The sequence below is a fragment of the Pseudomonas sp. SD17-1 genome (assembly GCF_029201585.1).
Lineage (GTDB): Bacteria > Pseudomonadota > Gammaproteobacteria > Pseudomonadales > Pseudomonadaceae > Aquipseudomonas > Aquipseudomonas palmensis.
In genome coordinates this window covers 4,343,053-4,369,646 of sequence record NZ_CP104044.1, presented here as the reverse complement: position 1 = coordinate 4,369,646, position 26,594 = coordinate 4,343,053, and the positions used below count along the sequence as shown (strand labels likewise).

At 65.3% G+C, this 26,594-nt stretch carries 28 protein-coding genes; 16 read left to right on the top strand and 12 right to left on the bottom strand.

The features are described 5' to 3' along the window. Nucleotides 1–240 precede the first annotated feature (240 nt). Together ttcA and N0B28_RS19855 are read left to right on the top strand one after the other, a co-directional pair. Nucleotides 241–1,065, top strand: coding sequence for a tRNA 2-thiocytidine(32) synthetase TtcA (gene ttcA, locus N0B28_RS19860; protein WP_054914704.1), 825 nt, complete (start codon nucleotides 241–243; stop codon nucleotides 1,063–1,065). A 5-nt stretch (nucleotides 1,066–1,070) separates the two neighbouring features. Continuing rightward, nucleotides 1,071–1,742, top strand: a complete 672-nt coding sequence (locus N0B28_RS19855) for a DNA-3-methyladenine glycosylase I (protein ID WP_275728258.1) — start codon at nucleotides 1,071–1,073, stop codon at nucleotides 1,740–1,742. Nucleotides 1,743–1,856: 114 nt separating this feature from the next. Here N0B28_RS19855 and N0B28_RS19850 read toward each other — a convergent pair whose 3' ends face one another. From N0B28_RS19850 to arsC, 3 genes are read right to left on the bottom strand one after another with little or no spacing between them, the layout of a single operon-like run. Next, nucleotides 1,857–2,261, bottom strand: a complete 405-nt coding sequence (locus tag N0B28_RS19850; protein ID WP_058540998.1) for a DUF2069 domain-containing protein — start codon at nucleotides 2,259–2,261, stop codon at nucleotides 1,857–1,859. Continuing rightward, entirely contained in the window at nucleotides 2,254–2,859 is a 606-nt protein-coding gene (gene wrbA, locus N0B28_RS19845) for an NAD(P)H:quinone oxidoreductase (RefSeq protein ID WP_043862567.1), read from the bottom strand. Before wrbA ends, N0B28_RS19850 begins: the two co-directional genes overlap by 8 nt. Then, on the bottom strand, nucleotides 2,856–3,209 hold the full coding sequence (gene arsC / locus N0B28_RS19840) for an arsenate reductase (glutaredoxin) (protein ID WP_054914702.1): 354 nt from the start codon (nucleotides 3,207–3,209) through the stop codon (nucleotides 2,856–2,858). The genes wrbA and arsC overlap by 4 nt, the downstream gene beginning before the upstream one ends. Nucleotides 3,210–3,296: 87 nt before the next feature. On the opposite strand from arsC, the gene N0B28_RS19835 reads away from it, so the two are divergent. Beyond that, complete coding sequence (locus N0B28_RS19835) at nucleotides 3,297–3,761, top strand: TlpA disulfide reductase family protein (protein WP_043862565.1); 465 nt, start codon at nucleotides 3,297–3,299, stop codon at nucleotides 3,759–3,761. Nucleotides 3,762–3,845: 84 nt separating this feature from the next. Here the strand turns inward: N0B28_RS19835 and N0B28_RS19830 are convergent, their stop codons facing one another. The 4 genes from N0B28_RS19830 to N0B28_RS19815 form a co-directional block, all read right to left on the bottom strand. Continuing rightward, nucleotides 3,846–4,238, bottom strand: a complete 393-nt coding sequence (locus N0B28_RS19830; RefSeq protein WP_078479811.1) for an META domain-containing protein — start codon at nucleotides 4,236–4,238, stop codon at nucleotides 3,846–3,848. A gap of 8 nt (nucleotides 4,239–4,246) precedes the next feature. Next, nucleotides 4,247–4,684, bottom strand: a complete 438-nt coding sequence (locus N0B28_RS19825) for a hypothetical protein (RefSeq protein WP_275728252.1) — start codon at nucleotides 4,682–4,684, stop codon at nucleotides 4,247–4,249. A 31-nt stretch (nucleotides 4,685–4,715) separates the two neighbouring features. After that, the gene (locus N0B28_RS19820; RefSeq protein ID WP_236176574.1) at nucleotides 4,716–5,705 is read right to left on the bottom strand and encodes a 2-hydroxyacid dehydrogenase; all 990 of its coding nucleotides are present in this window, start codon (nucleotides 5,703–5,705) and stop codon (nucleotides 4,716–4,718) included. A gap of 67 nt (nucleotides 5,706–5,772) precedes the next feature. Then, nucleotides 5,773–8,526, bottom strand: a complete 2,754-nt coding sequence (locus N0B28_RS19815) for a response regulator (RefSeq protein WP_043862561.1) — start codon at nucleotides 8,524–8,526, stop codon at nucleotides 5,773–5,775. Between the two features lie 213 nt (nucleotides 8,527–8,739). Between N0B28_RS19815 and N0B28_RS19810 the strand changes: the two genes are divergently transcribed. From N0B28_RS19810 to N0B28_RS19780, 7 genes are all read left to right on the top strand, one after another. After that, nucleotides 8,740–9,456 (top strand): response regulator transcription factor, encoded by a 717-nt coding sequence (locus N0B28_RS19810; RefSeq protein WP_275728246.1) that lies wholly within the window; start codon nucleotides 8,740–8,742, stop codon nucleotides 9,454–9,456. After that, a complete protein-coding gene (locus N0B28_RS19805) occupies nucleotides 9,457–10,803 on the top strand; it encodes a sensor histidine kinase (protein ID WP_043862559.1) in 1,347 nt (448 codons plus the stop codon). A gap of 175 nt (nucleotides 10,804–10,978) precedes the next feature. Beyond that, nucleotides 10,979–11,881 (top strand): cysteine synthase CysM, encoded by a 903-nt coding sequence (gene cysM / locus N0B28_RS19800; RefSeq protein ID WP_162484876.1) that lies wholly within the window; start codon nucleotides 10,979–10,981, stop codon nucleotides 11,879–11,881. Next, nucleotides 11,881–13,239 carry a 23S rRNA (uracil(1939)-C(5))-methyltransferase RlmD gene (gene rlmD / locus N0B28_RS19795; protein ID WP_088514027.1) on the top strand — a complete coding sequence of 453 codons (1,359 nt, stop codon included), beginning with the start codon at nucleotides 11,881–11,883 and terminating at the stop codon, nucleotides 13,237–13,239. The genes cysM and rlmD overlap by 1 nt, the downstream gene beginning before the upstream one ends. 98 nt (nucleotides 13,240–13,337) lie before the next feature. After that, nucleotides 13,338–15,578 carry a GTP diphosphokinase gene (gene relA / locus N0B28_RS19790; RefSeq protein WP_054914700.1) on the top strand — a complete coding sequence of 747 codons (2,241 nt, stop codon included), beginning with the start codon at nucleotides 13,338–13,340 and terminating at the stop codon, nucleotides 15,576–15,578. 95 nt (nucleotides 15,579–15,673) lie between these two features. Then, the gene (mazG, locus tag N0B28_RS19785) at nucleotides 15,674–16,504 is read left to right on the top strand and encodes a nucleoside triphosphate pyrophosphohydrolase (protein ID WP_043862555.1); all 831 of its coding nucleotides are present in this window, start codon (nucleotides 15,674–15,676) and stop codon (nucleotides 16,502–16,504) included. Nucleotides 16,505–16,530: 26 nt separating this feature from the next. After that, entirely contained in the window at nucleotides 16,531–17,070 is a 540-nt protein-coding gene (locus tag N0B28_RS19780) for a DUF2058 domain-containing protein (protein ID WP_043862554.1), read from the top strand. A 64-nt stretch (nucleotides 17,071–17,134) separates the two neighbouring features. Here N0B28_RS19780 and N0B28_RS19775 read toward each other — a convergent pair whose 3' ends face one another. The 4 genes from N0B28_RS19775 to purM form a co-directional block, all read right to left on the bottom strand. Then, nucleotides 17,135–17,317: a hypothetical protein gene (locus N0B28_RS19775; protein WP_043862553.1), complete on the bottom strand. Its 183-nt coding sequence runs from the start codon at nucleotides 17,315–17,317 to the stop codon at nucleotides 17,135–17,137. 221 nt (nucleotides 17,318–17,538) lie between these two features. Further along, nucleotides 17,539–18,249: a DUF3108 domain-containing protein gene (locus N0B28_RS19770; RefSeq protein WP_043862552.1), complete on the bottom strand. Its 711-nt coding sequence runs from the start codon at nucleotides 18,247–18,249 to the stop codon at nucleotides 17,539–17,541. Between the two features lie 8 nt (nucleotides 18,250–18,257). Next, nucleotides 18,258–18,911 carry a phosphoribosylglycinamide formyltransferase gene (purN, locus tag N0B28_RS19765; RefSeq protein ID WP_054914698.1) on the bottom strand — a complete coding sequence of 218 codons (654 nt, stop codon included), beginning with the start codon at nucleotides 18,909–18,911 and terminating at the stop codon, nucleotides 18,258–18,260. Beyond that, complete coding sequence (gene purM / locus N0B28_RS19760; RefSeq protein ID WP_043862550.1) at nucleotides 18,911–19,969, bottom strand: phosphoribosylformylglycinamidine cyclo-ligase; 1,059 nt, start codon at nucleotides 19,967–19,969, stop codon at nucleotides 18,911–18,913. The genes purN and purM overlap by 1 nt, the downstream gene beginning before the upstream one ends. Before the next feature lie 330 nt (nucleotides 19,970–20,299). Between purM and N0B28_RS19755 the strand changes: the two genes are divergently transcribed. From N0B28_RS19755 to N0B28_RS19730, 6 genes are all read left to right on the top strand, one after another. After that, nucleotides 20,300–21,355 (top strand): DUF2066 domain-containing protein, encoded by a 1,056-nt coding sequence (locus N0B28_RS19755; RefSeq protein WP_275728236.1) that lies wholly within the window; start codon nucleotides 20,300–20,302, stop codon nucleotides 21,353–21,355. 4 nt (nucleotides 21,356–21,359) lie between these two features. Then, nucleotides 21,360–22,433 (top strand): AI-2E family transporter, encoded by a 1,074-nt coding sequence (locus N0B28_RS19750; protein ID WP_043862548.1) that lies wholly within the window; start codon nucleotides 21,360–21,362, stop codon nucleotides 22,431–22,433. A gap of 15 nt (nucleotides 22,434–22,448) precedes the next feature. Further along, nucleotides 22,449–22,931 carry a hypothetical protein gene (locus N0B28_RS19745; protein ID WP_043862547.1) on the top strand — a complete coding sequence of 161 codons (483 nt, stop codon included), beginning with the start codon at nucleotides 22,449–22,451 and terminating at the stop codon, nucleotides 22,929–22,931. Nucleotides 22,932–23,062: 131 nt separating this feature from the next. Then, nucleotides 23,063–23,767: a DnaA regulatory inactivator Hda gene (gene hda, locus N0B28_RS19740; RefSeq protein WP_043862546.1), complete on the top strand. Its 705-nt coding sequence runs from the start codon at nucleotides 23,063–23,065 to the stop codon at nucleotides 23,765–23,767. A gap of 114 nt (nucleotides 23,768–23,881) precedes the next feature. Further along, on the top strand, nucleotides 23,882–24,514 hold the full coding sequence (locus tag N0B28_RS19735) for an NlpC/P60 family protein (RefSeq protein ID WP_043862545.1): 633 nt from the start codon (nucleotides 23,882–23,884) through the stop codon (nucleotides 24,512–24,514). 134 nt (nucleotides 24,515–24,648) lie between these two features. Then, nucleotides 24,649–25,182 (top strand): C40 family peptidase, encoded by a 534-nt coding sequence (locus N0B28_RS19730; RefSeq protein WP_275728229.1) that lies wholly within the window; start codon nucleotides 24,649–24,651, stop codon nucleotides 25,180–25,182. Nucleotides 25,183–25,247: 65 nt separating this feature from the next. On the opposite strand, the gene N0B28_RS19725 is transcribed toward N0B28_RS19730, so the two are convergent. Beyond that, nucleotides 25,248–26,564, bottom strand: coding sequence for a sorbosone dehydrogenase family protein (locus N0B28_RS19725; protein WP_275728226.1), 1,317 nt, complete (start codon nucleotides 26,562–26,564; stop codon nucleotides 25,248–25,250). Between the last annotated feature and the right edge of the window lie 30 nt (nucleotides 26,565–26,594).

Here is a 26,594-nt window from a genome sequence, read left to right as displayed (position 1 = left end):
CCCCCCAGCGGAGCGCTTGCGCGGCCCAGTGGCTGGGCCTGACGGGATCAGGTCACGCTTGCTGTGGCCTTATGACGCAGTATAGGAAGGGGTTCGCTGCACAAATCCGCTTTTTTAGAGCAAATTGCGCTGTAAGCGCGGCGCTTCATTTCCTTGCAGTCTTTATCGGATGGGCTACGCGAGCGTCAGGTTTGTGCGTAAAATGTGCCGCTTTTGTCACACCTTGCGGATTCAATCGCCATGGGCACCCTTTCGGTCAACCAGAACAAACTGCAAAAACGCCTGCGTCGCCTTGCCGGCGAAGCCGTCGCCGACTTCAACATGATCGAAGAGGGCGACAAGGTCATGGTCTGCCTGTCGGGCGGCAAAGACAGCTACACCATGCTCGATGTTCTGCTGCACCTGCAGAAAGTGGCGCCGATCAAGTTCGACATCGTCGCGGTCAACATGGACCAGAAGCAGCCAGGCTTCCCCGAGCACATCCTGCCGGCCTACCTCGCGACCCTGGGCATCGAGTACCACATCGTCGAGAAAGACACCTATTCGGTGGTCAAGGAACTGATCCCGGAAGGCAAGACCACCTGCTCGCTGTGCTCGCGCCTGCGTCGCGGCACGCTGTACACCTTCGCCGACGAGATCGGTGCGACCAAGATGGCCCTGGGGCATCACCGCGACGATATCGTCGAGACCTTCTTTCTCAACATGTTCTTCAACGGCACGCTCAAGGCCATGCCGCCCAAGCTGCGCGCCGACGACGGTCGCAACGTGGTGATCCGTCCGCTGGCCTACTGCGCCGAGAAGGACATCCAGGCCTACTCGGACATGAAGCAATTCCCGATCATCCCGTGCAACCTGTGCGGCTCGCAGGAAAACCTGCAGCGCCAGGTGGTCAAGGACATGCTGGTGGAGTGGGAGCGCAAGACCCCGGGACGCACCGAGAGCATCTTCCGCGGCCTGCAGAACGTGGTGCCGTCGCAGCTGGCGGACCGCAACCTGTTCGACTTCACCAACCTGCGCATCGATGAAACCGCCACCCCGCGGTTTGTCGATGTGCTGAACCTCTGACCGGCATGCGCGATTATCAGTGGCTGCATGAATTCTGCCTGAACCGCTTCGGTTCGGCGGCGGCGCTCGAGGCGCACCTGCCCGAGCCTTTGAGCCCGGCGCAGCTGCGCCAGATCAGCGACGACCGCTACCTCTCGACCATGGCCCTGCGGGTGTTTCGCGCCGGGCTCAAGCACAGCCTGGTGGATGCCAAGTGGCCGGCGTTCGAGCAGGTGTTCTTCGGCTTCGACCCAGAGAAGGTGGTGCTGATGGGCGCCGAGCACCTGGAGCGGCTGATGCAGGACACCCGCATCATCCGCCACCTGGGCAAGCTCAAGAGCGTGCCGCGCAATGCGCAGTTCATGCTCGACGTGGCCAGTGAGAAGGGCAGTTTCGGTGCGTTGATCGCCGACTGGCCGGTGACCGACATCGTCGGCCTGTGGAAGTACCTGGCCAAGCAGGGCAACCAGATGGGCGGGCTGTCGGCGCCGCGTTTTCTGCGCATGGTCGGCAAGGACACCTTCGTGCCGAGCAATGACGTGGTGGCGGCGCTGGTGGCGCAGGATGTGATCGACCGGCAGCCGACCAGCCAGCGCGACCTGGCCACCGTGCAGCAGGCGTTCAACCAGTGGCATGCCCAGAGCGGGCGGCCGATGTGCCAGTTGTCGATGATGCTGGCGTATACCGTCAACCATTGAGAACGACGGTGTCGCTGTCGCCTGTAGGAGCTGGCCTTGCCAGCGAAGGCCGCAACGCGATTCAGTCTGATGCTACAGGGCTGCGTTGCAGCCCTTCGCCGGCAATGCCGGCTCCTACATTGCCACCCGCCGCTCATACTGAAAGCGCCAGCGCACAAACAGCAGCGCACTCACGAACAGCACCAGGCTGATCCCCACTTCCAGCCACCCCAGCAGCGCCCGCGCCGGGTCGAACGCGGCCAGCACGCCCTTGATGAAGTACAGGTTCACCACGAAGCACGTCCACGCATGGGCCCGTGCACTGCCCATCAGCATGCCCGGTAGCACCAGCAGCAACGGCACCAGCTCGATGGCCAGGATCACCCCCACGCGCGCGCCGTGCAGGTTGGCGAACCACAGGTTGTTCACCGTCAGCAACGCCATCAGGCTGAAAAACGCCACCAGGCTCAGCACCCGGGTAGCGCGCACACGTGGCTCCAGCCACTCCAGCGGCGGCAGCACCTTGGGCTTCTTAGCCACGGCCGTTCTCCAGCAGTTTGGCAGTGCTCGCCAGGCGCTGGCCCAGGGCACGGCACAGGGCGATCTCGTCGGCGTCCAGGTCGCGCTTGCCATCGGCCCCGGCATGGTGGCTGGCGCCATACGGCGTGCCGCCGCCCCGGGTGTCGAGCAACGCCGATTCGCTGTAGGGCAGCCCCATGATCAGCATGCCGTGGTGCATCAGCGGCAGCAGCATCGACAGCAGGGTCGACTCCTGGCCGCCATGCAGGCTGGCCGTGGAGGTGAACGCCGCCGCTGGCTTGCCCACCAGCCCGCCACTCAGCCACAGGCTGCTGGTGCCGTCGATGAAATACTTGAGCGGCGCGGCCATGTTGCCGAAGCGCGTCGGGCTGCCCAGGGCCAGGCCCGAGCAATGGCGCAGGTCGTCGAGGGTGGCATACAGCGCGCCGTTCTCGGGGATGTCGGGGGCCACCGCTTCACACTCGGTGGAAATCGCCGGCACCGTGCGCAGGCGCGCCTCCAGCCCACCCAGTTCGACGCCACGGGCAATCTGCCGGGCCATTTCGCTGGTGGAGCCGTGGCGGCTGTAGAACAGGATCAGGATATAGGGCGCGCTCACGGCAGAATCTCCAGCACCTTCTCGGGCGGCCGGCCAATCACGGCCTTGTTGCCCGCCACCAGGATCGGGCGTTCGATCAGCTTGGGGTGCCGGGCCATGGCGTCGATCAACTGGTCGTCGCTCAGGGCCGGGTCGGCCAGGCCCAGGGTCTTGTATTCGTCTTCGCCACTGCGCAGCAGCTGGCGTGCGCCGATGCCCAGCTTGCCGAGCAGGGCCTTGAGGGTGGCGGCGTCGGGTGGGGTTTCCAGGTAGCGCACCACCTCCGGGGTCAGGCCACGGGCTTCGAGCAATTCCAGCGCGCCACGGGACTTGGAGCAGCGCGGGTTGTGATACAGGGTCAGTTCGGTCATGTTCGGGGTCGCATCCGGCAGGGGGTGGCGGCTATTCTAACCGCAGCGAATTGGCATTTTGCCTGAATCTTGAAGAAGGATTGACCCATGACAAGGCGATTGGCAGCAGCCCTGGCCATCACCGCGAGCCTGTTGCTCGGCGGATGCGGTGTGGACTACGGCCTCGACCAGAACGGCAATGCGGTGAAAGCCGAGCAGATCGAAGGGCGCTGGGTGGTGCTCAACTACTGGGCCGAATGGTGCGGGCCGTGCCGCACCGAGATCCCCGAACTGAACGCAGCCGCCAAGGACTGGCAGGCGCAGGGGATCACCGTACTGGGGGTGAATTTCGACGGCTTGCGCGGCGATGAGCTGAAAAAGGCCAGCCAGGCGCTGGGCATCGACTTCACCGTGCTGGCCGACGACCCGGCCGAGCGCTACGACCTGCCGCGCAGCGAGGCACTGCCGGTGACCTACATCATCGACGACAAGGGCAAGGTGCGTGAGCAGTTGATGGGCGAGCAGACGGCCGAGGGGCTGGCCGAGAAGATCAAGGTGCTAAAGGGCGCCTGATCGGCGGTGCGCCGATCGCGGGTCAAGCCCGCTCCCACAGCGTTGTGGGGCGGGCCTGGCCCGCGATGCAGGCGATGCGGGCTGTCAGCCTTCCTCAGGCCAGAAGCGCAGCGGCTTGCCCTGTTCGGGCCAGAAGCGCACCTGCTCGATCGGCGAAATGTCCCAGCGCTGCACGGTCTCCAGCGCCTTCAGAAAGCGCTTTTCCTGCTCCATCAGCGCCGGCGCGCACTGCTTGCGCGTGCTGCCCACCGGGCCAAAGCTGAGTTTCTCGCCGTCCAGCGTATACGGCGCAAACCAGTGGTTGCAGCCGGCATTGCCATACGCCCGGCCATCCTCGGCCAGCGTCAGGGTCAGGTGGCTGTAGTCGATCAGCGGACGTTCGCCAATCCACTCCAGCACGTAGCTCTGCTCCTGTTGCAGCTTCATCGGCTCGGCTGCGCAACCGGCCAGGGTCGCGACCACCGCTGCACAGACCATCACGGGTTTCACTTTGCAGCCTCCTGGCATTTCGGGCACAGGTGCTTGTCGTCCTGTGTGCACCAACCCAATTCGGCGATGCGCGCCACGGCCGCCGGCTTCTGCGCCTTGGTGCCCAGCTTGGCATCCACGGCGAATTCGAAGTCCAGGGTGGCCTGGCAGCCATCGCAGTTGACCTGCCATGCATGAATCGCCAGCTCGCCGAACACCGGGCCCGCCGCTACCGCCACCCACTGGCCGGTGGGGTTGATCAGGTGGCGCACGGTCTCGACCGTCAGGCGCATCGACAGGGTCTTGCTGCCCTTGAGGGTCACCAGCAGTACGTCGCCTTTCTGGATCGAGCCACCGTTGCCGGTGACCTGATAGCGACCGGGTACCAGCGAGCGGCATTCGATCAGGGTGTGTTGCGGATTGAACAGGGTGTAGCGGAAATCGTGTTCGACCATGGGTCCTCCAAATATGGCGCGTATCCTAGCATCATCCCTCGACCAGATTCTGCGGATTGCCTGCCGCCCAGCGGGCAATGTTCTCCAGCGTGGTGGCGGCGATCGCCGCCAGTGCCTCGCGGGTCAGGAAGGCCTGGTGCGCGGTCACGATCACGTTGGGGAAGGTCAGCAGCCGCGCCAGCACGTCGTCCTGCAACGGCAGGTCGGAGCGGTCCTCGAAAAAGATCTGCGCCTCTTCCTCGTACACGTCCAGCCCCAGGTAGCCGAGCTGGCCGCTCTTGAGCGCGTCGATCAGCGCCGGTGTGTCGACCAGCGCGCCGCGCCCGGTATTGATCAGCATGGCGCCCGGCTGCAGGCTGGCCAGGCTCTGTGGGTTGATCAGGTGCCTGGTCTGCGGCGTGAGCGGGCAGTGCAGGCTGATGATGCGCGATTCGCGCAGCAGCTCCGGCAGGTCCAGGTAACGTGCACCCAGCGCCTCCACCTCGGGGTTGGGGTAGGGGTCGTACGCCAGCAGCTGGCAGCCGAAGCCTGCCATGATCCGCGCAAACGCCAGGCCGATCTGGCCGGTGCCGACCACGCCGACGGTCTTGCCGTGCAGATCGAAGCCGGTCAGCCCGTGCAGGCTGAAATCGCCCTCGCGGGTGCGGTTGTAGGCACGGTGCAGGCGGCGATTGAGGGCAAGAATCAGGGCCACGGCGTGTTCGGCCACCGCATGCGGCGAGTAGGCCGGCACCCGCACCACCGTCAGCCCAAGGCGCTTGGCGGCGGCCAGGTCGACATGGTTGTAGCCGGCCGAGCGCAGCGCGATCAGGCGCGTGCCGCCGGCCTTGAGGCGGGTCAGCACCGGCGCCGAGAGGTCGTCGTTGATGAACGCGCACACCACCTCGTAGCCTTCGGCCAGTGCCGCGGTGTCTTCGGTCAGGCGCGCGCCTTGAAAGTGCAGCGCCAGTTGCGTGGCCCCTGGCGCGCTGCTGAAGCTGTCCTGGTCATAGTGTTGGCTGCTGAAAAGCAAGGCTTGCATGGCATGGTTCCCAAGGGTCGGATGCCGTCAGTGTAACCAACCGGCAAGGCCCGGGCCTTGCCAGAGATCAGGCGCTCTGGCGGGCCACGGTCGTCAGGCGGTTGATGGCCTGGTCCAGTTCGTCGAGGGCACGCTGGGCCTCGGGGTCGTCCTGCTTGAGCAGGGTTTCGCTGCGCTGGCAGGCGGCGCGCAGCTGCGGTACGCCGCAATAGCGCGTGGCGCCATTGAGGCGGTGCACGCGCTCGATGGTGGCGTGGCGGTCGTCGGCCTCGCGGGCGCAGCGGATCGCGTCGCGGTCGGCATCCAGCGAAGCCAGCAGCATGGCCAGCATGTCGGCGGCCAGGTCGGGCTTGCCTGCCGCCAGGCGCAGGCCTTCCTCAGGGTCCAGCACCTTCAGGTCGTTGCCGTCGACCGGCAGTTCGGCGCCGCGCTCGTTGGTCGGGCTGCCCAGTTGCAGGCCGGTCCACTTCAGCACCACCTGGGCCAGCTGGCGCTCACTGATCGGCTTGGTCAGGTAGTCGTCCATGCCGCTGTGCAGCAGGGCGCGCTTCTCGTTGGCCATGGCATGCGCGGTCAAGGCCACGATCGGCAAGGCCGGGGCGCTGCGCGTGGCCTCCCACTGGCGGATCTGTTCGGTGCATTCGCGCCCGTCCATCACCGGCATCTGTACGTCCATCAGCACCAGGTCGAAGTGCTCGTCCTGCACTGCGCTGATCGCCGCATGGCCGCTGTCCACCGCCAGCACATCGGCGCCGAGGTCTTCGAGCAGGGTCTGCACCAGCAGCAGGTTGGCCGGGTTGTCGTCCACGCACAGCACGCGGGGTTGGCGCTGGCCGCTGGGCACCTTGTATTCGCCGCTGGTACGCCTGGGCTGCACCAGCTCGAGCAGGGCCCGGCGCACCTTGCGCGTACACGCAGGCTTGGCGTGCAGCTGGCCGTGGGCATTGGGCAGGTGCGGGTGGTACAGCGCCTGTTCGGTGGTGGGGCACAGCACCAGGGCCTGACAGGCAAAGTGCTCCAGGCGCTGGATGTACTGGCCCAGGCGCTCGGGCGCCAGCGATTGCAGGTTGACCCCCATGATCGCCAGCTCGAACGGCTGGCCGGCAAGGAAGGCGGCCTCGATGCCCTTGAGCAGCTGCTCGCTGGTGGTGAAGGTGGTCACGTCCAGGCCGCAGTCCTGCATCTGGTGCGCCAATGCCTGGCGGGCCAGTTCGTGGTCGTCCACGATTGCCATGCGCCGGCCTTGCAGCGCCTGGGGTGGCAGGTCCTCGGCGTCGTCGCGGGCCTTGGGCAGGTTGAGGCTGATCCAGAACTGCGAACCCTCGCCCGGGGTACTGTCGACGCCGATCTCGCCGCCCATCTGTTCGATCAGGCGCTTGGAGATCACCAGCCCCAGGCCGGTGCCGCCGGGCTGGCGCGACAGCGAGTTGTCGGCCTGACTGAAGGCCTGGAACAGGGCACGCACATCCTGGCTGGACAGGCCGATGCCGGTGTCCTGCACGCAGATGCGCAACTGCACGCTGTCTTCGGTTTCGTCATCGAGCATGGCGCGGGCAACGATGGTGCCTTCGCGGGTGAACTTGATCGCGTTGCTCACCAGGTTGGTGAGGATCTGCTTGAGCCGCAGCGGGTCGCCCACCAGCGACAGCGGGGTGTCGCGGTACACCAGGCTGACCAGTTCGAGCTGCTTGGCGTGGGCCGCCGGGGCGAGGATGGTCAGGGTGTCCTGGATCAGGTCGCGCAGGTTGAACGGGATGCTGTCGAGCACCAGCTTGCCTGCCTCGATCTTGGAGAAGTCGAGGATCTCGTTGATGATTCCCAGCAGGCTGTCGGCGGATTTTTCGATGGTACCCAGGTAGTCGAGCTGGCGCGGGGTCAGTTCGCTTTTCTGCAGCAGGTGGGTAAAGCCCAGGATGCCGTTGAGCGGCGTGCGGATCTCGTGGCTCATGTTGGCCAGGAATTCGGACTTGATGCGGCTGGCTTCCAGGGCTTCCTTGCGCGCCATGTCCAGCTCGATGTTCTGGATCTCGATGGTCTCAAGGTTCTGGCGCACGTCCTCGGTGGCCTGGTCGATGCTGTGCTGCAGCTCTTCATGGGCGTTGTGCAGGGTTTCGGCCATGCGGTTGATGCCATTGGCCAGTTCATCCAGCTCATGGCTGCCCAGGCTCGGCAGGCGCTGTTCGAGGTTGCCGTCCTTGAGCTGGTTGACCGCGAACTTGATCTGCCCGATGGGGCCGTTGATGGTGCGGCTCATGCGCAGCGCCAGCAGGGCGGTCGCGCCCAGGCCCACCAGAATCAGCAGCAGGCTGGCGAACAGGCTGCGATAGCCGCGCAGCAGCGTGCCATCGTGGGACAGCTCGATCTCGACCCAGCCCAGCAGGCGGTCGGCTTCACCGGGAACCCGTTCGCCGGCCAGCTCGCGATGGCGGCCGAACACCGGCAACAGGTAGCGCGTGGCATCGTTGCCGCTGCGTTGCAGCAACTGGGTGCCGCCACCGCTGGGCTGCTGGTTGAGCATGCTCGGGCCGGCGTGGGCCAGGTGGCTGCGGTCGGGGTGCAGAAACGACACGGCGCGCACGTCGGCCTGCTCCAGCGCCTCGGCGGCGATGCGCTCGAGCTGCGCCGAATCGTTGCGGGCCAGCACCGGGGCCACCAGGGGCGCCAGTTGCTCGGCGATCATGCGACCGCGTTGCAGCAGCTGGGCCTGCAGTTCGCTTTGCTGCAACCAGGTGAAGTAACCACCCAGCACCAGCGCCATCATGCTGGCCGGGAGCAGGGCGAGCAGCAGTACGCGGCTTCTGATTCCCAATCGATTCAGCACGCCCACTCTCCTGTGCTCGGTTAGCGCTGTAGGACCTTCGTCGGCATGTTCCGACGACCCAACTCTGAAAATTACCGCGACTGTGTATCTAATGCACTCATTTGTATCTGTTTTTGTCGATTGTAGGAGGCGCAGGTGCTTTTGTCGGCGCGTGTTGCTTGCATGGGGGGAATGCTCAATAATCGAGCGATTGAGAATTGCTAGCACCCGCCAATGAATCCCGTCGCCATTAACGCCTCAAACATACTTGCCATCGAGGACGATCCGGTCCTGGGTGCCCACCTGCACGAGCAGCTTGAGCGCAGCGGGTTTCTGGTGACCTGGTGCCGCGATGGCCGCGAAGGGCTGCAGATGGCTCGCCAGCGCAGCTTCGATGTGGTGCTGATGGATATCCTGCTGCCCGGCCTGAACGGGCTGGATGCCCTGGCGCGGCTGCGCGAGAAGAGCTCGATACCGGTGATCCTGATGTCGGCGCTGGGCGCCGAAGGCGATCGCATCACCGGCTTCCAGCGCGGCGCCGACGACTACCTGCCCAAACCGTTCAGCATGGTCGAGCTGCGCGTGCGCATCGAGGCGATCCTGCGGCGGGTGGCGCTGGAGCGCCGGCACCAGCCGGGGGAGGGCACGCCCGCGGGCGAACTGGTGTTCGATGAACTGGCCTGCGATGTGCTCCACGGGCAGCAGCGGGCCGGCCTGACCTTAAGCGAGTACCGCCTGCTCGACACCCTGCACCGCAGCCATGAAGAGGTGTTGAGCAAGGTATTCCTTTATCAGCACGTATTGCAGCGCGGCTATGCCCGGCATGACCGCAGCCTGGACATGCACGTGAGCCAGATCCGCCGCAAGCTCAAGGCCATCGGTTACCTGGAGCGCCAGGTGCGCACGGTGTGGGGCAAGGGCTATGTGCTCAGCGCCAGCGAGGACCTGTAGGTGCTCAGCCGTCATTCCCTGTTCTGGAAGCTGGCCTTGCTGCTGGTGGTGTTCTGCCTGCTGATGATTGCCCTGAGCTGGCAGTGGGGCCGGCACATGGAGATCCGCAACGCCTACCTGTCGCCCAAGGCGCGCGCCACCCTCGAAGACTACGCCCGCGAGGCCGAAAACGCCGTGCGCCGCGGCGGGCAGGCCGGCGTGGATGCGTGGCTGACGCAGATGCACGAGCGCGAGCGCGGTTTCGTGGGCGTGATCGGCAGCGACCTGCAATCGCTGGGCAGCGTGCCGCTGACCGACGCCCAGAGCCAGCGCCTGACGTTTCTGCGCGGCACCGACTGGCCGGTAAGCCGGCATTCGGCGCGCTCGCCATGGATGCTCGTGCCGTTCCCGGACGACTCCAGCCTGGGCAGCCTGGTGATCGAACTGCCGCAGCGGCTGATGCCGGGGCGCCTGAACATGCTGTTCTGGCGCATGGTCACCAACGGCCTGATCCCCGGCTTGCTGACCCTGGTGTTCTGCGTGGGCCTGTATCGCATGCTGATTCGCCCGCTGAGCCAGTTGCGCGAGCAGGCCAATGCCTGGCGCGCCGACCGGCTCACCGCGCGGGTGGCCAGCGACACCACCAGCCGCAAGGACGAGTTCGGCGAGCTGGGGCGCGCCTTCGACGACATGGCCGAGCGCCTGCAGGGCACGGTGGCCCTGCAGCAGCAGTTGCTGCGCGACCTGTCCCATGAAATGCGCACGCCGCTGAGCCGCCTGCGGGTGGCCAGCGAGGGCGAGACCGACCTGGAGGCGCTGCGCGAACGCCTCGGCCGGGAAGTGGACAACATGCAGCGCCTGGTGGAAGACGCCCTGCAACTGGCCTGGCTGGACGCCGAGCGCACGCAGTTGGTCAGCGAACCGATCCAGGTGCAGGCGTTGTGGGAGATGCTGGCGGAGGATGCCTGCTTCGAAAGTGGCTGGCCGCGGGAGCAACTGGTGTGCACGCTGGGGGCCGACTGCTGGGTGCAGGGCAACCTCAACAGCCTGGCCCAGGCGTTGGAGAACATTCTGCGCAATGCCATTCGCCACTCGCCGCCGGGCGGGGTGATACGCCTGGCGGGAAGCCGCCAGGGGGGCCAGTGGCTGCTGTGGCTGGAGGACGAAGGCGGAGGCGTGGACGAGGCGCAGCTGGAACACATCTTCGCGCCGTTCACCCGCCTGGACGACTCGCGGCCGGGGAACGGCGGCTTCGGCCTGGGCCTGAGCATTGCGCGCAATGCCCTGCAGCGTCAGAGCGGGCAGCTGTGGGCGCAGAACAACGCCAAGGGCTTGCGGGTGAACATGCAGCTGCCGGCGGTGATCTAGCACCGCTGCGGCTTTAGGCGCCGGCCTTGCCGGCGAATGCACCACCACCGTTTCAAGTTGCTGCGCGCGGGCTGCTTATATCCCTCGGCTATAACCCTCAACCATTGCGTGATATGGGCCAAAGCCGTTTGCCGGTATGATAGGCGCCCCCGCAGTCTGGATTGCGAAATACGCCATGACCTTGCAGTACCCTACCATCGCCGATTGCGTCGGCAACACGCCCCTGGTTCGCCTGCAGCGCATGGCCGGCGAGACCAGCAATACCCTCCTGCTCAAGCTCGAAGGCAACAATCCGGCAGGCTCGGTCAAGGACCGGCCGGCGTTGTCGATGATCACCCGTGCCGAACTGCGCGGGCAGATCAAGCCAGGCGCCACGCTGATCGAGGCGACCTCCGGCAACACCGGTATCGCCCTGGCGATGGCAGCGGCGATCAAGGGCTACAAGATGATCCTGATCATGCCCGACAACTCCAGCGCCGAACGCAAGGCCGCCATGACCGCCTACGGCGCCGAGCTGATCCTGGTCAGCAAGGAAGAAGGCATGGAGGGCGCCCGCGATCTCGCCGAACGCCTGCAGGCCGAAGGCCGTGGCCAGGTGCTCGACCAGTTCGGCAACGGTGACAACCCCGAAGCCCACTACGTCAGCACCGGCCCGGAAATCTGGCAGCAGACCGGCGGCAGCATCACCCATTTCGTCAGCTCCATGGGCACCACGGGCACCATCATGGGCTGCTCGCGCTACCTCAAGGAGCAGAACCCCAACGTGCAGATCGTCGGCCTGCAACCGATGGAAGGCTCGGCGATCCCCGGGATCCGCCGCTGGCCCCACGAGTACCTGCCGAAGATCTTCGACGCCAGCCGCGTCGACCGTGTGGTCGACATGGCCCAGAGCGAAGCCGAGGAAACCACCCGCCGGCTGGCCCGCGAAGAGGGCATTTTCTGTGGCGTGTCCTCCGGTGGTGCGGTGGCGGCCATGCTGCGCCTGTCGCGCGAGCTGGAAAACGCGGTAATGGTTGCGATCATCTGTGACCGTGGCGACCGTTACCTGTCGACCGGCATCTTCGACGCGGCCAACTGATGTCCAAGGCCAAACGCAATGGCGGTCTGCGCTTCCAGCCGACCGGTGGTACCCGTGCGCCCCAGGTGCCAACGGGCAAGAAACAGCGCTTGAGCATCGAGCGCCTGGCCGGTGACGGCCGCGGCATCGCCTTCTTCGAAGGGCGCACCTGGTTCGTCAGCGGCGCCCTGGCCGGTGAAGAGGTCGAGGCACGGGTACTCAATGCCCACGGCAAGGTGGTCGAGGCACGCCTGGAGCGTGTGTTCAGCCCCAGCGAGGCGCGGCGCCCGGCGCCGTGCAAGCACTTCGATCGCTGTGGCGGCTGCAACCTGCAGCACCTGCCCCATGCCGCTCAGCTCGAACTCAAGCAGCGCCTGCTGGCCGAGCAGTTGCAGCGGGTGGCCGGCGTGGTGCCCGAGCAGTGGGCCGCGCCGTTGTCCGGCCCCGAATTCGGTTACCGCCGGCGCGCCCGCGTGGCGGTGCGCTGGGACGCCAAGGCCCGGAAGCTCGACGTGGGCTTTCGCGCCGAAGCCAGCCAGGACATCGTCGCCATCGACGACTGCCCGGTGCTGGTACAACCCTTGCAGTCGATACTGCGTCACCTGCCGCTGCTGTTGCAGAGCCTGAGCAAGCCACAGGTGGTGGGGCACGTGGAGCTGTTCAGCGGCACCGCCCTGGCACTGCTGCTGCGCCATACCGCGCCACTGGTCGAGGCCGACCTGGCACGTTTGCAGGCGTTCTGCAGCGAGGCGGGTGTACAACTCTGGTTACAAGGTGAGGGGCAACCGGCCCCGGCCAATCCAGCGGACACGCTAGGGTTTACCCTGGAACCGTGGAACCTGGAATTGGCCTACAGGCCAGGTGACTTCGTGCAGGTCAATGCCCAGGTCAACACCGCGATGATCGAGCAGGCCCTGGCATGGCTTGCGCCACAGGCCGACGAGCGTGTGCTGGACCTGTTCTGCGGCCTTGGCAACTTCGCCCTGCCGCTGGCCCGGCAGGCCCGCGAAGTGGTGGCGGTGGAAGGGGTGCAGGCCATGGTCGATCGGGCTGCGGCCAATGCCCAACGCAACAAACTGCATAACACGCAGTTTTTTCAGGCCGATTTATCCCAGCCTCTGGCGACTTCAGGCTGGGCGGCAGGAGGCTTTTGTGCGGTACTCTTGGACCCACCGCGCGACGGTGCCTTCGAGGTGGTGCGCAACATCGCCGCACTTGGCGCCCGACGTCTGGTCTACGTGTCGTGCAACCCGGCGACGCTGGCCCGCGACACCGTCGAGCTGGTCAAGCAGGGGTACCGGTTAAAATGTGCCGGGATCCTCGACATGTTTCCGCAGACTGCGCATGTCGAGGCCATGGCGTTATTCGAGGTGGGTTAGCGACGCTGGCCCGCCCGGTGTAGCCCCTTCGATCTGGCAGGGGCGACACCCGTGTTTTCAAGCGCATGAGCATGCGCTGTAGGGAAAGGTAAACAAAGATGGTACAGGTGAGAGTGCACCAGCCGGTCAACACCGACGGCAGTATCAATCTCGAAGCATGGCTGGATCATGTGGTCAGCGTCGACCTGGCGCTGGACCGGGAAGCCCTCAAGGCGGCCTGCGAGTTCGCTCAGGACATAGAGAAAAAAGGTAACCCGGCCAAGCATTCCTGGGCCGACGGTACCTCGAGCTTCCAGGCGGGCCTGGAGATCGCCGAGATTCTCGCCGACCTCAAGCTCGACCAGGACTCCCTCGTGGCGGCGGTCATCTACCGTGCGGTGCGTGAAGGCAAGGTGACCCTGGCCGAGGTGGGCCAGCGTTTCGGCCCGGTGGTGTCCAAGCTGATCGACGGCGTGCTGCGCATGGCGGCCATCAGTGCCAGCCTCAGCCCGCGCCATTCGCTGGTGCTGGGCTCGCAGGCGCAGGTCGAGAACCTGCGCAAGATGCTCGTGGCGATGGTCGACGACGTGCGCGTGGCGCTGATCAAGCTGGCCGAACGAACCTGCGCCATTCGTGCGGTGAAGGGCGCCGACGACGAGAAGCGCAACCGCGTGGCCCGCGAGGTGTTCGACATCTACGCGCCGCTGGCCCACCGCCTGGGCATCGGCCACATCAAGTGGGAGCTCGAAGACCTCTCGTTCCGCTACCTTGAACCCGACCAGTACAAACAGATCGCCAAGCTGCTGCACGAGCGCCGGCTCGACCGCGAGCGCTTCATCAGCGACGTGATGAACCAGCTGCAGAACGAGCTGCTGGCCACGGGCGTCAAGGCCGACATCAGCGGCCGGGCCAAACATATCTATTCGATCTGGCGCAAGATGCAGCGCAAGGGCCTGGAGTTCAGCCAGATCTACGACGTGCGCGCCGTGCGCGTGCTGGTGCCCGAGATGCGCGACTGCTACACCGCGCTGGGCATCGTGCATACCCTGTGGCGGCACATCCCCAAGGAGTTCGACGACTACATCGCCAACCCCAAGGAGAACGGCTACCGCTCGCTGCACACCGCGGTGATCGGCCCCGAAGGCAAGGTGCTGGAGGTGCAGATCCGCACCCATGCCATGCACGAGGAGGCCGAACTGGGCGTTTGCGCGCACTGGCGCTACAAGGGCACCGACGTCAAGCCCAGCTCCAACCACTACGAGGAGAAGATCTCGTGGCTGCGCCAGGTGCTGGAATGGCACGAGGAACTGGGGGACATCGGTGGCCTGGCCGAACAGCTGCGCGTGGATATCGAGCCGGACCGGGTGTACGTGTTCACCCCCGACGGCCACGCCATCGACCTGCCCAAGGGCGCCACGCCGCTGGACTTCGCCTACCGCGTGCACACCGAGATCGGCCACAACTGCCGGGGCGCCAAGATCAACGGGCGCATCGTGCCGCTCAACTACAGCCTGCAGACCGGCGAGCAGGTGGAGATCATCACCAGCAAGCACGGCAACCCGAGCCGCGACTGGCTGAACTCGAACCTGGGCTACGTCACCACCTCGCGGGCGCGGGCCAAGATCGTGCACTGGTTCAAGCTGCAGGCCCGCGACCAGAACGTCGCCGCCGGCAAGACCCTGCTCGAGCGCGAACTCAACCGTCTGGGCCTGCCGCAGGTGGACTTCGAGCGCCTGGCCGAAAAGGCCAACCTCAAGACTGCCGAAGACATGTTCGCCTCGCTGGGCGCCGGCGACCTGCGCCTGGCGCACCTGGTCAACGCCGCGCAGCAACTGGTGGAGCCGGACCGCATCGACCACATCGAGCTGGTGCCGCGCAAGGCCACCGGCTACAAGCCGGGCAAGCGCGGGGATATCCAGATCCAGGGCGTTGGCAACCTGCTGACGCAGATGGCCGGGTGCTGCCAGCCGCTGCCGGGCGATGCCATCGTCGGCTACATCACCGTGGGCCGTGGGGTGACCATTCACCGCCAGGACTGCGCCTCGGTGCTGCAACTGGCCGGTCGCGAGCCGGAGCGCATCATCCAGGTCAGCTGGGGCCCGGTGCCGGTGCAGACCTACCCGGTGGACATCATCGTGCGTGCGTATGACCGCCCGGGCCTGCTGCGTGACGTGTCGCAGGTGCTGCTCAACGAGCGCATCAACGTGCTGGCGGTGAATACCCGTTCGAACAAGGAGGACAACACCGCGCTGATGTCGCTGACCATCGAGATCCCGGGCCTGGACGCCCTGGGGCGCTTGCTGGGGCGCATTTCGCAGTTGCCCAACATCATCGAGACGCGGCGCAACCGTACGCCTTGAGGGCGCCATTGCGGGGCAGGCCCGCTCCTGCAGGATCCTTGTGGGAGCGGGCTTGACCCGCGATGAGGCCAGACCTGCCGAACAGAGAGCACACGATGTACACCCTAGACGACCTGCTCCACCTCATGGCCCGCCTGCGCGACCCGCAGTACGGCTGCCCGTGGGACCTCAGGCAGACCTACGCCACGATCATCCCGCACACCCTCGAAGAAGCCTACGAGGTGGCCGACGCCATCGAGCGCAGCGACTTCGAACACTTGCAGGGCGAACTGGGCGACCTGCTGTTCCAGGTGGTGTATTACGCCCAGCTGGCCCGTGAAGAGGGCCGTTTCGAATTCGCCGGGGTGATCGACAGCATCACCCGCAAGCTGATCCGTCGCCACCCGCACGTATTCCCCACCGGCGAGCTCCATGCGCCGCTGGACCTGCCACGGCTCGATGAAGAACAGGTCAAGCAGCGCTGGGAAGAGATCAAGGCCCAGGAGCGCGCCGAAAAGGGCGAGCCCGAACAACTGTCGCTGCTCGACGACGTGCCGGCGGCCTTGCCGGCCCTGTCGCGTGCGGCCAAACTGCAAAAGCGTGCGGCCCAGGTCGGATTCGACTGGGACGATCCGTTGCCGGTGCTGGACAAGGTGCGCGAGGAGCTCGACGAAGTACTCCAGGCCATGGCCGACAACGACCCGGCGGCGCTGGCCGACGAGGTGGGCGATTTGCTGTTCGCCACCGTCAACCTGGCCCGTCACCTCAAGCTGGACCCGGAAAACGCCCTGCGTGGCGCCAATCGCAAGTTCGAACGACGTTTCCGTTTTATCGAACAGGCATTGCGCGACATGGGGCGTCCGATTGAAGATTGCACCCTCGAAGACTTGGACGCGCTCTGGGGCGAAGCCAAACGTCAGGAAAAGAACCTGCCCAGCTGCGGCTGAGCTGTTGCATAAGTGAGTGAACACCGATGAGCCTTTCCCTTCGTGACCAACTGCTCAAAGCCGGCCTGGTCAACCAGAAGCAGGTCAAGCAGGTCAGCAAAGAACAGAAGAAACAGAAACGCCTGGAGCACAAAGGCCAGGTCGAAGTCGACGACACCCAGCAGCGCCTGGCCAAGGAAGCCATGGCCGAGAAGGCCAAGCGTGACCAGGAGCTCAACCGTCAGCAGCAGGAAAAGGCCGAGCAGAAGGCCCGTGCCGCCCAGGTCAAGCAGTTGATCGAGGTGTCGCGCCTGCCCAAGCTGACCACCGAGGACTACTACAACTTCGTCGACGACAAGAAGGTCAAGCGCCTGTCGGTCAACGCGCTGATGCGCAGCAAGCTGAGCAGCGGCTCGCTGGCGATCGTGCAGCATGGCGGTGGCTACGAGGTGATCCCGCGCGAGGCCGCGCTGAAGATCCAGGAGCGCGACCCGCAGCGCATCGTGCTGCTCAACACCCAGGTCGAAGCGCCGGATGCGGACGACCCGTACGCCGCCTACGTCATCCCGGATGACCTGATGTGGTAAGCCTGCTGGGCTAGACACGACAAACCCCGCCTCGGCGGGGTTTGCTGTTTCTGAAGACGGGGAATTACTGGGGTTGGCGCTTGGCTTCGAGGTACTCCAGTTCGATCCGGTAGCTGTGGGCTTCCTGTTCGTTGTGGAACATGCCGACCAGCTGGTCCTGCTGATGCACATCCCAGATACGCACGCCTGCGGCCAGGCCTTCGTGGGACAGTTTCGATTCATCGCGCTCAGTTACTTTGACAGTCATCTGCTAACTCCAAATCCAGTTAACTGCGGCACCGTGTCGCAGGTCTCTTTTATAGAATTTGTTAGCAGCCTAAGTAAATGCTTGGCGCATGAAACATCTTTCATGCCGCACGGTCGAGGCGACTCCTTCGCCAGCAAGGCTGGTGTCTGCAGGGAGGGCCACGCCACAAAAACAAAACCCCGCACAAGGCGGGGTTTCGGGTAATGCACGCTAGCGGCCTGTCAGCTGCCCTTGACCGACTTGCCGTCGACCGTGCCGTCCTGCAGCACGATCACGTACTCCTTGCCGTCGGTCTCGACCTGGCGCAGTTGCACCAGCAGGTAGTCCCAGTCCTTGGCGAACCACAGCTCGGTGACGCGCTTGCTCTGGCTCGGGTCGCGCACGCGCTCGACCTTGATCGCATCGACCTGGCCGGTCTTGGTGCTGACCTTTTCGGTACCCAGCACGCGGAAGTCGTAGGTGTCGATCTCGTCGCCATCCACCACCTGGTAGGTCATGCTCTTCTTGCCGGCTGCCACGTCATGCTGCAGGGCCAGCTGGTAGGACGACTTGTCCAGCACGCCGCGGTTGAGCGGCAGGTTGACCGCGTCGCCACGGTCGGAGCCGGTGATCTTCTTGCTCGACCAGTCGAAGTCCAGGTCGACCTTCTTGGCCTTGCCCAGGCCGCCACGTTCGAAGTGGTAGGTCTGCGGCAGCAGGGTGTCCTTGTCCAGGCGCAGGGTACTTTGCTCGGTCAGGCTGGCAATCATCATCGAGGCCTTGAAGTTGAGGCTCCAGGTCCCGTTGGCGTTCTTGGCCAGGCTGCGCTCGGCGGTGCCGCTCATGGGCAGTTGCTTCCAGTCGGCGGTGTAGCTGGCCGAAAAAGGCTTCAGATCGGCTGCCTGAAGCGGCAGTGCAAGCACGGCAAGTGCGAAGAGCAGGGCACGACGCATAAAATCTCCTAGGGTCGAATCAAGTGGCCGCTGGCCGCCAAGGGCTGGCCATCCAGTAGAGCACCGTGCTCGCCAAGGCGCAAACGGCCTTCGGCGAACCAGCGCACCGCCAGCGGATAAATCAGGTGTTCCTGGCTGTGAACCCTCTGGGCCAGTTGCGCCGGCGTGTCATCCGAGACTACCGGTATCACAGCCTGTACGACCAGTGGCCCGCCATCGAGTTCCTCGGTGACGAAGTGCACACTGCAGCCATGCTCGGCATCCCCGGCTTCCAGCGCCCGCTGGTGGGTATGCAGGCCCTTGTACTTGGGCAGCAGGGAAGGGTGGATATTGAGCAGGCGGCCGTGGTAATGGCGCACGAAACCGGCACTGAGGATACGCATGAAGCCGGCCAGCACCACCAGCTGCGGGGCAAAGCCGTCGATCAGCTCGACCAGCGCCGCGTCGAAGGCCTCGCGGCCGTCGAAGGCCTTGTGGTCGAGCACGGCGGTGTCGATGCCCGCATCGCGGGCGCGCTGCAGGCCGTAGGCATCGGCGCGGTTGGAGATCACCGCGCGGATCCGCACCGGGCTGTCGCCGGTGCGGGTACTGTCGATCAGGGCCTGCAGGTTGCTGCCGGTGCCGGACAGCAGCACCACTACATCACAAGACGTGCTCGGCATCAGTGCGCCTTGAGGTTCTTCAGCTCGACCTGGGCGGCGCCTTCGGCAGCGGTGGCGATCTGGCCGATCACCCAAGGCTGCTCGCCGGCTTCGCGCAGCACGTTCAGGGCGTTGTCGACCTGATCCTGACCCACGCAGATCACCATGCCCACGCCGCAGTTGAGTACGCGGTGCATTTCGGTCTCGTCGACGTTGCCCTGCTGCTGCAGCCAGTCGAATACCGCCGGGCGCTGCCAGCTGGCCACGTCGACCACGGCCTGGGCGCCTTTTGGCAGCACGCGCGGGATGTTGTCGAGCAGGCCGCCACCGGTGATGTGGGCCATGGCCTTGACCGCGCCGGTGTCCTTGATCAGCTTGAGCAGCGGTTTGACGTAGATGCGGGTCGGGGCCATCAGCAGTTCGGTCAGCGGCTTGCCGTCGAGCTGGACGTTCTGGATGTCGGCGCCGGCCACTTCGATGATCTTGCGGATCAGCGAGTAACCGTTGGAGTGCGGGCCCGACGATGGCAGGGCGATCAGGGCGTCACCGGCAGCCACCTTGGAGCCGTCGATGATCTCGGCCTTTTCCACCACGCCGACGCAGAAGCCGGCCAGGTCGTAGTCTTCGCCTTCGTACATGCCCGGCATTTCAGCGGTTTCGCCGCCTACCAGCGAGCAGCCTGCCAGTTCGCAGCCGGCGCCGATGCCGGTGACCACGTCAGCCGCGGTGTCGACGTTGAGCTTGCCGGTGGCGTAGTAGTCGAGGAAGAACAGCGGCTCGGCGCCGCACACCACCAGGTCGTTGACGCACATGGCGACCAGGTCCTGGCCGATGGTGTCGTGCTTGTTCAGGTTCAGTGCCAGGCGCAGCTTGGTGCCCACGCCGTCGGTGCCCGAAACCAGCACCGGCTGCTTGTAGCCGGCCGGAATTTCGCAGAGGGCGCCGAAGCCCCCCAGGCCGCCCATGACTTCCGGGCGCGCCGTGCGCTTGGCGACGCCTTTGATGCGTTCGACCAATGCTTCACCGGCGTCGATGTCTACACCGGCGTCCTTGTAGCTCAGGGAGGGTTGCTTGCTCATGATCCAGGCCTTTAGGGGGAGGGATTCGGGGGAATCGACCGGCACCTGCCAGGCATTGCGAGGGTTTTCCTGCTGCCTGAGCGTCGCCGGTCTGCGAAGGCGCGCGATTTTATCAGGGTTACCCGGTAGCGGCCATCCTCAGGCCGACGGGCAGGGCCTCATTCGACATAAAAACATTGATTCGGTACGGCCGCTGGTTGCCGCGCCATGGGCTGTATAAGGTATAGGTAATGAAATTTGACCGCAGGGCTGAATGTTTTACCCGCGGGGGTGGTCAGAGCTTCACTTTTCACTGACCGCGCTTTCTATTTACCTGGACAGGAATCCTCCATGCGTTTGTGTTCATACCTGGCCGTTGGCTGCCTTGCCCTGTTTGGCCTGAGCGTTCAGGCCGAAACCCTCACTGGCCTTTATCAGGTGCGCGAGCCGGTCAGCGGCGAGGGCACCGAAGCCCGCGCCCAGGCCACCCAGAACGCCCTGAGTACCCTGGTGGTGCGCCTCACGGGCGACCCCAAGGCGCCGCAGAGTGCGGGCCTGGCAGGGCTACGCAAGGACCCGCAGCAAATCATCAGCCAGTTCGGTTTCGAGGCCGGCCCGCCGGAAACCGTGCTGGTGGATTTCGACCCCGGCAGCACCGACCGGGCGCTGCGCCAGGCCGGGCTGGCCCTGTGGGGCAGCAACCGGCCGGCCATCCTCGGCTGGTGGTTGAACGACAGCGTGGGCGGTTCGAGCCTGGTGGGCGATGGCCAGAGCAGCGCCGAACCGCTGCGCCGCGCCGCGCAACACCGTGGCTTGCCGCTGCGCCTGCCCATGGGCGACCTGAACGAGCAACTGGTGGCCACTGCCAAGAACCTCGAAGGCACCGACCCCGCGCCCCTGCGCGAGGCCTCCGAACGCTACGCGGCCGATGCGTTGCTGGCGGTGCATGCCACCGAGGGCGAGGGCAAATGGCAGGGTACCTGGCGCCTGTGGCTGGGCGACCAGCGCGAGCAGGGCAAGGTCGAAGGCGCCGATCAGGCCGCCCTGGCCGATGCGGTGATGCTGGCCGTCAGCACGCGCCTGGCGCCGCGCTTTGTCGCGCGGCCGGGCACCGGTGGCGAAAACCAGATACAGGTGCAGGGCATGACCCTGGAGCGCTATGCGCAGCTTTTGCAGACCCTTGAGCCGCTGGGCGGGCGCCTGACCTATGTGGACGGCGATACCCTGACCTACACCGTCAGCGGCACCCCCGAACAGGTGCGTGCGCAACTGAGCCTGGCCAGGCTGCAGGAGGTGCCGGCAGAGGCCGCCGCCCCAGCGCCGGTCGCACCCGCAGCACCAGGCGAGGCCCAGGTGGCTGCGCCCGCACCGTTCACCGGTTTGCGGTTTCGTTGGCAGGGAGCGTGACTGAATGATGGATACACGCCGTTGGGTATGGGTGTTGGGGGTGCTGGTAATCGGCACGCTGCTGTACTTCTTGCACGGGATCCTCTCGCCCTTCCTTATAGGTATCGGCCTGGCGTACCTGGCCGACCCGCTGGTCGACCGGCTGGAGCGCGCCGGGCTGTCACGCACCTGGGGCGTGGTGGTGGTGTTCGCCCTGTTCACCCTGGTGTTCATGGCGATGCTGCTGGTGCTGATCCCGATGCTGGCCAAGCAGTTGGTGCGCCTGTACGAGCTGGCACCACAGATGCTCGACTGGTTGCAGCACGTGGCGCTGCCGTGGGTGCAGACGCGCCTGGGGCTGGCCGATGGCTTCTGGAAGTTCGACAAGATCAAGTCGGCGATCAGCGAGCACATGGGCCAGACCACCGACATCGTCGGCATCGTGCTCAGCCAGGCTACCGCGTCAGGGCTGGCGCTGATCGGCTGGCTGGCCAACATGGTGCTGATCCCGGTGGTGGGCTTCTACCTGCTGCGCGACTGGGACCTGATGATGGCCAAGCTGCGCCGCCTGTTGCCGCGCCAGCGCGAAGAGCAGGTGGTGTCGCTGGCCCTGGAATGCCACGAGGTGCTCGGTGCGTTCGTGCGCGGGCAGTTGCTGGTGATGCTGGCGCTGGGGGTGATCTACGCCGCCGGGTTGATGCTGGTGGGCCTCGAACTGGGCCTGCTGATCGGTATCATGGCCGGGCTTGCGGCCATCGTGCCGTACATGGGTTTCATCATCGGCATCGGCGCGGCATTGATCGCCGGCATGTTCCAGTTCGGCGGCGACCTGTACCCGATGCTGGGCATCGTCGCGGTGTTCATGGTCGGCCAGGCCCTTGAAGGCATGGTGCTCACCCCGTTGCTGGTGGGCGACCGCATCGGTCTGCACCCGGTGGCGGTGATCTTCGCGATCCTGGCCGGCGGCGAGCTGTTCGGGTTCACCGGGGTGCTGCTGGCGCTGCCGGTGGCGGCGGTGATCATGGTGTTGCTGCGGCACATGCACGACCTCTATAAAGAGTCGGACATGTATGCTGGTGAAATCGACCCGGACCTTTGAAGGACACCCTGAGTGATGGAGCATGAAACCGACCACGCCTGTGCATTGGCAGGCGTGATGGATGCATTGCCGCTGCTGGCCGATGACCTCGACGAGGATGAGGTGGCAGCGGCCCTGCAGCAGCAGGGCTACTCGCGGCACGCGGCCGAGAAGCTCACGATGTTCGTACCCTCGGCGTTTTCCTGGGTGGTGCTCAAGCGTCTGGGGCTCAAGGCGCTGCCCAGTCATTTCACGGCCTATGACCAGGACGACAATGCGGTGCGGATCCCGGTCGCCAATCAGCACTACTTCACCGCGGCGCTGACCCTGGCCTACAACACCTTCGAGAATGGCTGGAGCGCCGCACTACCGCGCAGCACCTTCCAGCGCGTTGCCGGGCGCAGTTCGGAGATGAACGCGGCCAACCAGGTACTGGATAAGGAAGGCTCGCTCGAAGGGGCGAGCATCAACACCGTGGAGCTGTTTCGCCTGAGTGCAGAGGAACTGCTGGAGGATTGACCCATGCCTGCCCCATATGCCGCGCAAGCCTTTGATTTTGCTAACGCATTGTGCGGTTGGCGTCACGGGTATAGACTTTGCGGACTTTTCACCAAAGGCCCCTTGCGGTTCCTCGGGACTGCCCAGCCAGCATGAAACCGATCCAGTTGCCCCTGGGTGTGCGTCTGCGTGATGACGCCACCTTCATCAACTACTATCCGGGTGCCAACGCCGCCGCATTGGGCTACGTCGAGCGACTCTGCGAAGCCGACGCCGGCTGGACCGAAAGCCTGATCTACCTGTGGGGCAAGCAGGGCGTAGGGCGTACCCACCTGCTGCAGGCCGCGTGCCTGCGCTTCGAGCAACTGGGCGAGCCTGCGGTGTACCTGCCTCTGGCGCAACTGCTCGATCGCGGCGTGGAACTGCTCGACAACCTGGAACAGTACGAACTGGTGTGCCTGGACGACCTGCATGTGATTGCCGGCAAGCCGGACTGGGAAGAGGCCATGTTCCACCTGTTCAATCGCCTGCGCGACAGCGGCCGCCGCTTGCTGCTGGCAGCGTCCAGCTCCCCCCGGGAATTGCCGATCAAGCTGGCCGACCTGAAGTCGCGCCTGACCCTGGCGCTGATCTTCCAGATGCGCGCCCTGTCGGATGAAGACAAGCTGCGTGCCCTGCAATTGCGCGCCTCGCGCCGGGGCCTGCACCTCACCGACGAAGTCGGGCATTTCATCCTGACCCGAGGCACGCGCAGCATGAGCGCACTGTTCGACCTGCTCGAACGCCTCGACCAGGCTTCACTGCAGGCGCAGCGCAAGCTGACCATCCCGTTTTTGAAAGAGACATTGGGCTGGTAGGGCCGGCCCAGAGCCTCGGCACATAAAAGTCACATTTTTTTCGATTGAATTTGCAAATCGATCCGATAGAAGGCATAGTCTCGGCTTCATCAAATTCAAGCCACGGTCGTGCCCATGCTAAATCGCTTCGCACCCCTCGTGCCCCTCGCACTTGTGACCTTGCTGTTCGGCTGCGCGACCACCGGTCCCGTCACCCACCAGCAGGCTCCCGCTCCAGTTGCTGCCCAGGCTGCCGCCAAGCCTTCCACCGCTGCGTCGGTGTTCGAAGAAGAGCTGGCCACCGAGCAGGACCTGGAAGCGTTCTCCTCCAGCACCAAGCCCTACGAACTGCCAGCCCTGGCCGACAACATTCTCGAACGTGGCATGTCCCTGATCGGTACCCGCTACCGTTTCGGCGGCACCTCGGAGAAGTCCGGCTTCGACTGCAGCGGCTTCATCGGCTACCTGTTCCGCGAAGAGGCCGGCATGAACCTGCCGCGTTCCACCCGCGAAATGATCAACGTGAAAGCCCCGCTGGTTGCGCGCAACAAGCTCAAGCCAGGCGACCTGCTGTTCTTCAGCACCAATGGTCGCGGCCGCGTCAGCCACGCCGGCATCTATCTGGGCGACGATCAGTTCATCCACTCCAGCAGCCGCCGCAGCGGTGGCGTGCGCATCGACAATCTCGGTGACCGCTACTGGAGCAAGACCTTCATCGAAGCCAAGCGCGCGCTGGCCATGGCACCGACTACCCTGTCGCGTAACTGAGTCTGCGCGTGATGTCCCGCACGGCGGCGTAGCTGAAAAGCTCGCCGCCGTGCGTGTTTACAGAAAACGTCTAATCTAAATTCTCACCTATTTCCGACTTGGGGTCGGGCGGCTTCAGACAGGATGTTCTGACTATGTCGATACTCGCGCGCGTTGCTGTACTTTCCCTGGCGGCCCTGCTGGGTGCCTGCTCCAGCCATGCCCCGCAGACACCTCAGGTGGTCGAGCCGAAGGTGATGGCGCCCCAGGTGTATTTCTCGCCAGTGGCCGAGGATGTGCTGTTCCGGGCCCTGGGCCTGGTGGGCACGCCTTACCGCTGGGGCGGCAATACCCCGGACTCGGGGTTCGATTGCAGCGGGCTGATTGGCTACGTGTACCGGGACGCGGCGGGTATCGCCCTGCCGCGCTCAACCCGCGAGATGATCGGCATTCGTGCCCCGGACATCGACAAGGGTGCGTTGCAGTCGGGCGACCTGGTGTTCTTCGCCACCAATGGCGGTACCCAGGTGAGCCATGCCGGTATCTACGTGGGCGAGGGGCGTTTCGTGCATGCACCGTCAACGGGCGGTACGGTGCGCCTGGACTACCTGTCCAACAGCTACTGGCAGAAGACCTACCTCAACGCCAAGCGCGTGCTGCAGCCGGCGCACCTGGCGCGCAATCCCTGACAGCGTGGCCTGCAAAGCCGGCTCCAGCAGGAGCCGACCTTGCCGGCGAACACGTCAGCGCAGTGCTACTGCGCCTTGCTCACCCGCCAGATCACATTGCCCACGTCGTCGGCCACCAGCACCCCGCCACGCTGATCGTTCACCACGCCGACCGGGCGCCCCATGGCCTTGCCGTCCTCGTCGAGAAACCCGGTCAGCAGATCAATGGGCTTGCCCGACGGTTTGCCCGCCGTGCTGAACGGCACGAAGATCACCTTGTAGCCGCTGTGCGGCTTGCGGTTCCATGAGCCGTGCTGGCCGATGAACGCGCCCTGGTCGAACGGCGCCGGCAAGGCGTTCGGCACGGTAAACGCCAGCCCCAGCGAGGCGGTGTGCGGCCCCACCGCATAGTCCGGCGCAATCGCGCTGGCCACCAGCTTTGCATCCTGCGGCTGTACGCGTTCATCCACATGCTGCCCGTAATAGCTGTAGGGCCAGCCATAGAAGGCGCCGTCCTTCACCGACGTGATGTAGTCCGGCACCAGGTCGCTGCCGATCTCGTCACGTTCGTTCACCGCCGTCCACAGCTGCTGGCTATGGGGTTCCCAGGCCAGGCCGTTGGGGTTGCGCAGGCCGGTGGCGAACAGGCGCTGGCTGCCGGTGGCCGGGTCGACCTCCCAGATCGCGGCGCGGCCTTTCTCCTGCTCCATGCCGTTTTCGGCCACGTTGCTGTTGGAGCCCACGGTCACGTACAGCTTCTTGCCGTCGGGGCTGGCGATCACGTTCTTGGTCCAGTGGTGGTTGAGCGTGCCGCCCGGCAGGTCGACCACCTTGGTGCCGCTGCCCTGCAGGCGGGTGGCGCCTGGCTCGTAGGTGAAGCGCAGCAGACGATCGGTGTCGGCCACATAGAAGTCGTTGCCCACCAGGGCCATGCCGAACGGCGAGTTCAGCCCCTCGATGAAGGTGGTGCGGGTGTCGGCCACGCCGTCCTTGTCGCTGTCACGCAGCAGGGTGATGCGGTTGGGGCTGGGCACTCCGGCGCCGGCGCGGCCCATCACCTTGCCCATCACCCAGCCCTTGATGCCCTTGCCGTCATCGGGCTTGGGCGGCGCGTTGGTCTCGGCCACCAGCACGTCGCCGTTGGGCAGCACGTACAGCCAGCGCGGGTGGTCGAGCTTGTCGGCGAAGGCCAACACCTGGGTGCCTGCCGCAGCCTTGGGTTTGCCGCCCTCTGGCCAGCCGATGGCCGGCGCGATGTTTACCGTGGGGATCAGGGTCTTGTTCGGTTCGGGCAGGCGCGGCGACGGGCCGGTGCCATCGGTGACGTCCAGGCGGGCGTTCTCGCCGCAGGCCACCAGCCCGGTGGTGAGTGCCAGCAGTACAGCAATGCGCATGTTGCCCATGATCGGTGTCCCTCGCGAAGTTGGCCGTGT

Coding starts and splice junctions, on each gene's coding strand:
- ttcA (WP_054914704.1), top strand. CDS start 241: ATGGGCACCCTTTCGGTCAACCAGAACAAACTGCAAAAACGCCTGCGT.
- N0B28_RS19855 (WP_275728258.1), top strand. CDS start 1,071: ATGCGCGATTATCAGTGGCTGCATGAATTCTGCCTGAACCGCTTCGGT.
- arsC (WP_054914702.1), bottom strand. CDS start 3,209: ATGACCGAACTGACCCTGTATCACAACCCGCGCTGCTCCAAGTCCCGT.
- N0B28_RS19835 (WP_043862565.1), top strand. CDS start 3,297: ATGACAAGGCGATTGGCAGCAGCCCTGGCCATCACCGCGAGCCTGTTG.
- N0B28_RS19830 (WP_078479811.1), bottom strand. CDS start 4,238: ATGGTCTGTGCAGCGGTGGTCGCGACCCTGGCCGGTTGCGCAGCCGAG.
- N0B28_RS19825 (WP_275728252.1), bottom strand. CDS start 4,684: ATGGTCGAACACGATTTCCGCTACACCCTGTTCAATCCGCAACACACC.
- N0B28_RS19820 (WP_236176574.1), bottom strand. CDS start 5,705: ATGCAAGCCTTGCTTTTCAGCAGCCAACACTATGACCAGGACAGCTTC.
- N0B28_RS19810 (WP_275728246.1), top strand. CDS start 8,740: ATGAATCCCGTCGCCATTAACGCCTCAAACATACTTGCCATCGAGGAC.
- cysM (WP_162484876.1), top strand. CDS start 10,979: ATGACCTTGCAGTACCCTACCATCGCCGATTGCGTCGGCAACACGCCC.
- rlmD (WP_088514027.1), top strand. CDS start 11,881: ATGTCCAAGGCCAAACGCAATGGCGGTCTGCGCTTCCAGCCGACCGGT.
- relA (WP_054914700.1), top strand. CDS start 13,338: ATGGTACAGGTGAGAGTGCACCAGCCGGTCAACACCGACGGCAGTATC.
- mazG (WP_043862555.1), top strand. CDS start 15,674: ATGTACACCCTAGACGACCTGCTCCACCTCATGGCCCGCCTGCGCGAC.
- N0B28_RS19780 (WP_043862554.1), top strand. CDS start 16,531: ATGAGCCTTTCCCTTCGTGACCAACTGCTCAAAGCCGGCCTGGTCAAC.
- N0B28_RS19775 (WP_043862553.1), bottom strand. CDS start 17,317: ATGACTGTCAAAGTAACTGAGCGCGATGAATCGAAACTGTCCCACGAA.
- N0B28_RS19770 (WP_043862552.1), bottom strand. CDS start 18,249: ATGCGTCGTGCCCTGCTCTTCGCACTTGCCGTGCTTGCACTGCCGCTT.
- purN (WP_054914698.1), bottom strand. CDS start 18,911: ATGCCGAGCACGTCTTGTGATGTAGTGGTGCTGCTGTCCGGCACCGGC.
- purM (WP_043862550.1), bottom strand. CDS start 19,969: ATGAGCAAGCAACCCTCCCTGAGCTACAAGGACGCCGGTGTAGACATC.
- N0B28_RS19755 (WP_275728236.1), top strand. CDS start 20,300: ATGCGTTTGTGTTCATACCTGGCCGTTGGCTGCCTTGCCCTGTTTGGC.
- N0B28_RS19750 (WP_043862548.1), top strand. CDS start 21,360: ATGATGGATACACGCCGTTGGGTATGGGTGTTGGGGGTGCTGGTAATC.
- N0B28_RS19745 (WP_043862547.1), top strand. CDS start 22,449: ATGGAGCATGAAACCGACCACGCCTGTGCATTGGCAGGCGTGATGGAT.
- hda (WP_043862546.1), top strand. CDS start 23,063: ATGAAACCGATCCAGTTGCCCCTGGGTGTGCGTCTGCGTGATGACGCC.
- N0B28_RS19735 (WP_043862545.1), top strand. CDS start 23,882: ATGCTAAATCGCTTCGCACCCCTCGTGCCCCTCGCACTTGTGACCTTG.
- N0B28_RS19730 (WP_275728229.1), top strand. CDS start 24,649: ATGTCGATACTCGCGCGCGTTGCTGTACTTTCCCTGGCGGCCCTGCTG.
- N0B28_RS19725 (WP_275728226.1), bottom strand. CDS start 26,564: ATGGGCAACATGCGCATTGCTGTACTGCTGGCACTCACCACCGGGCTG.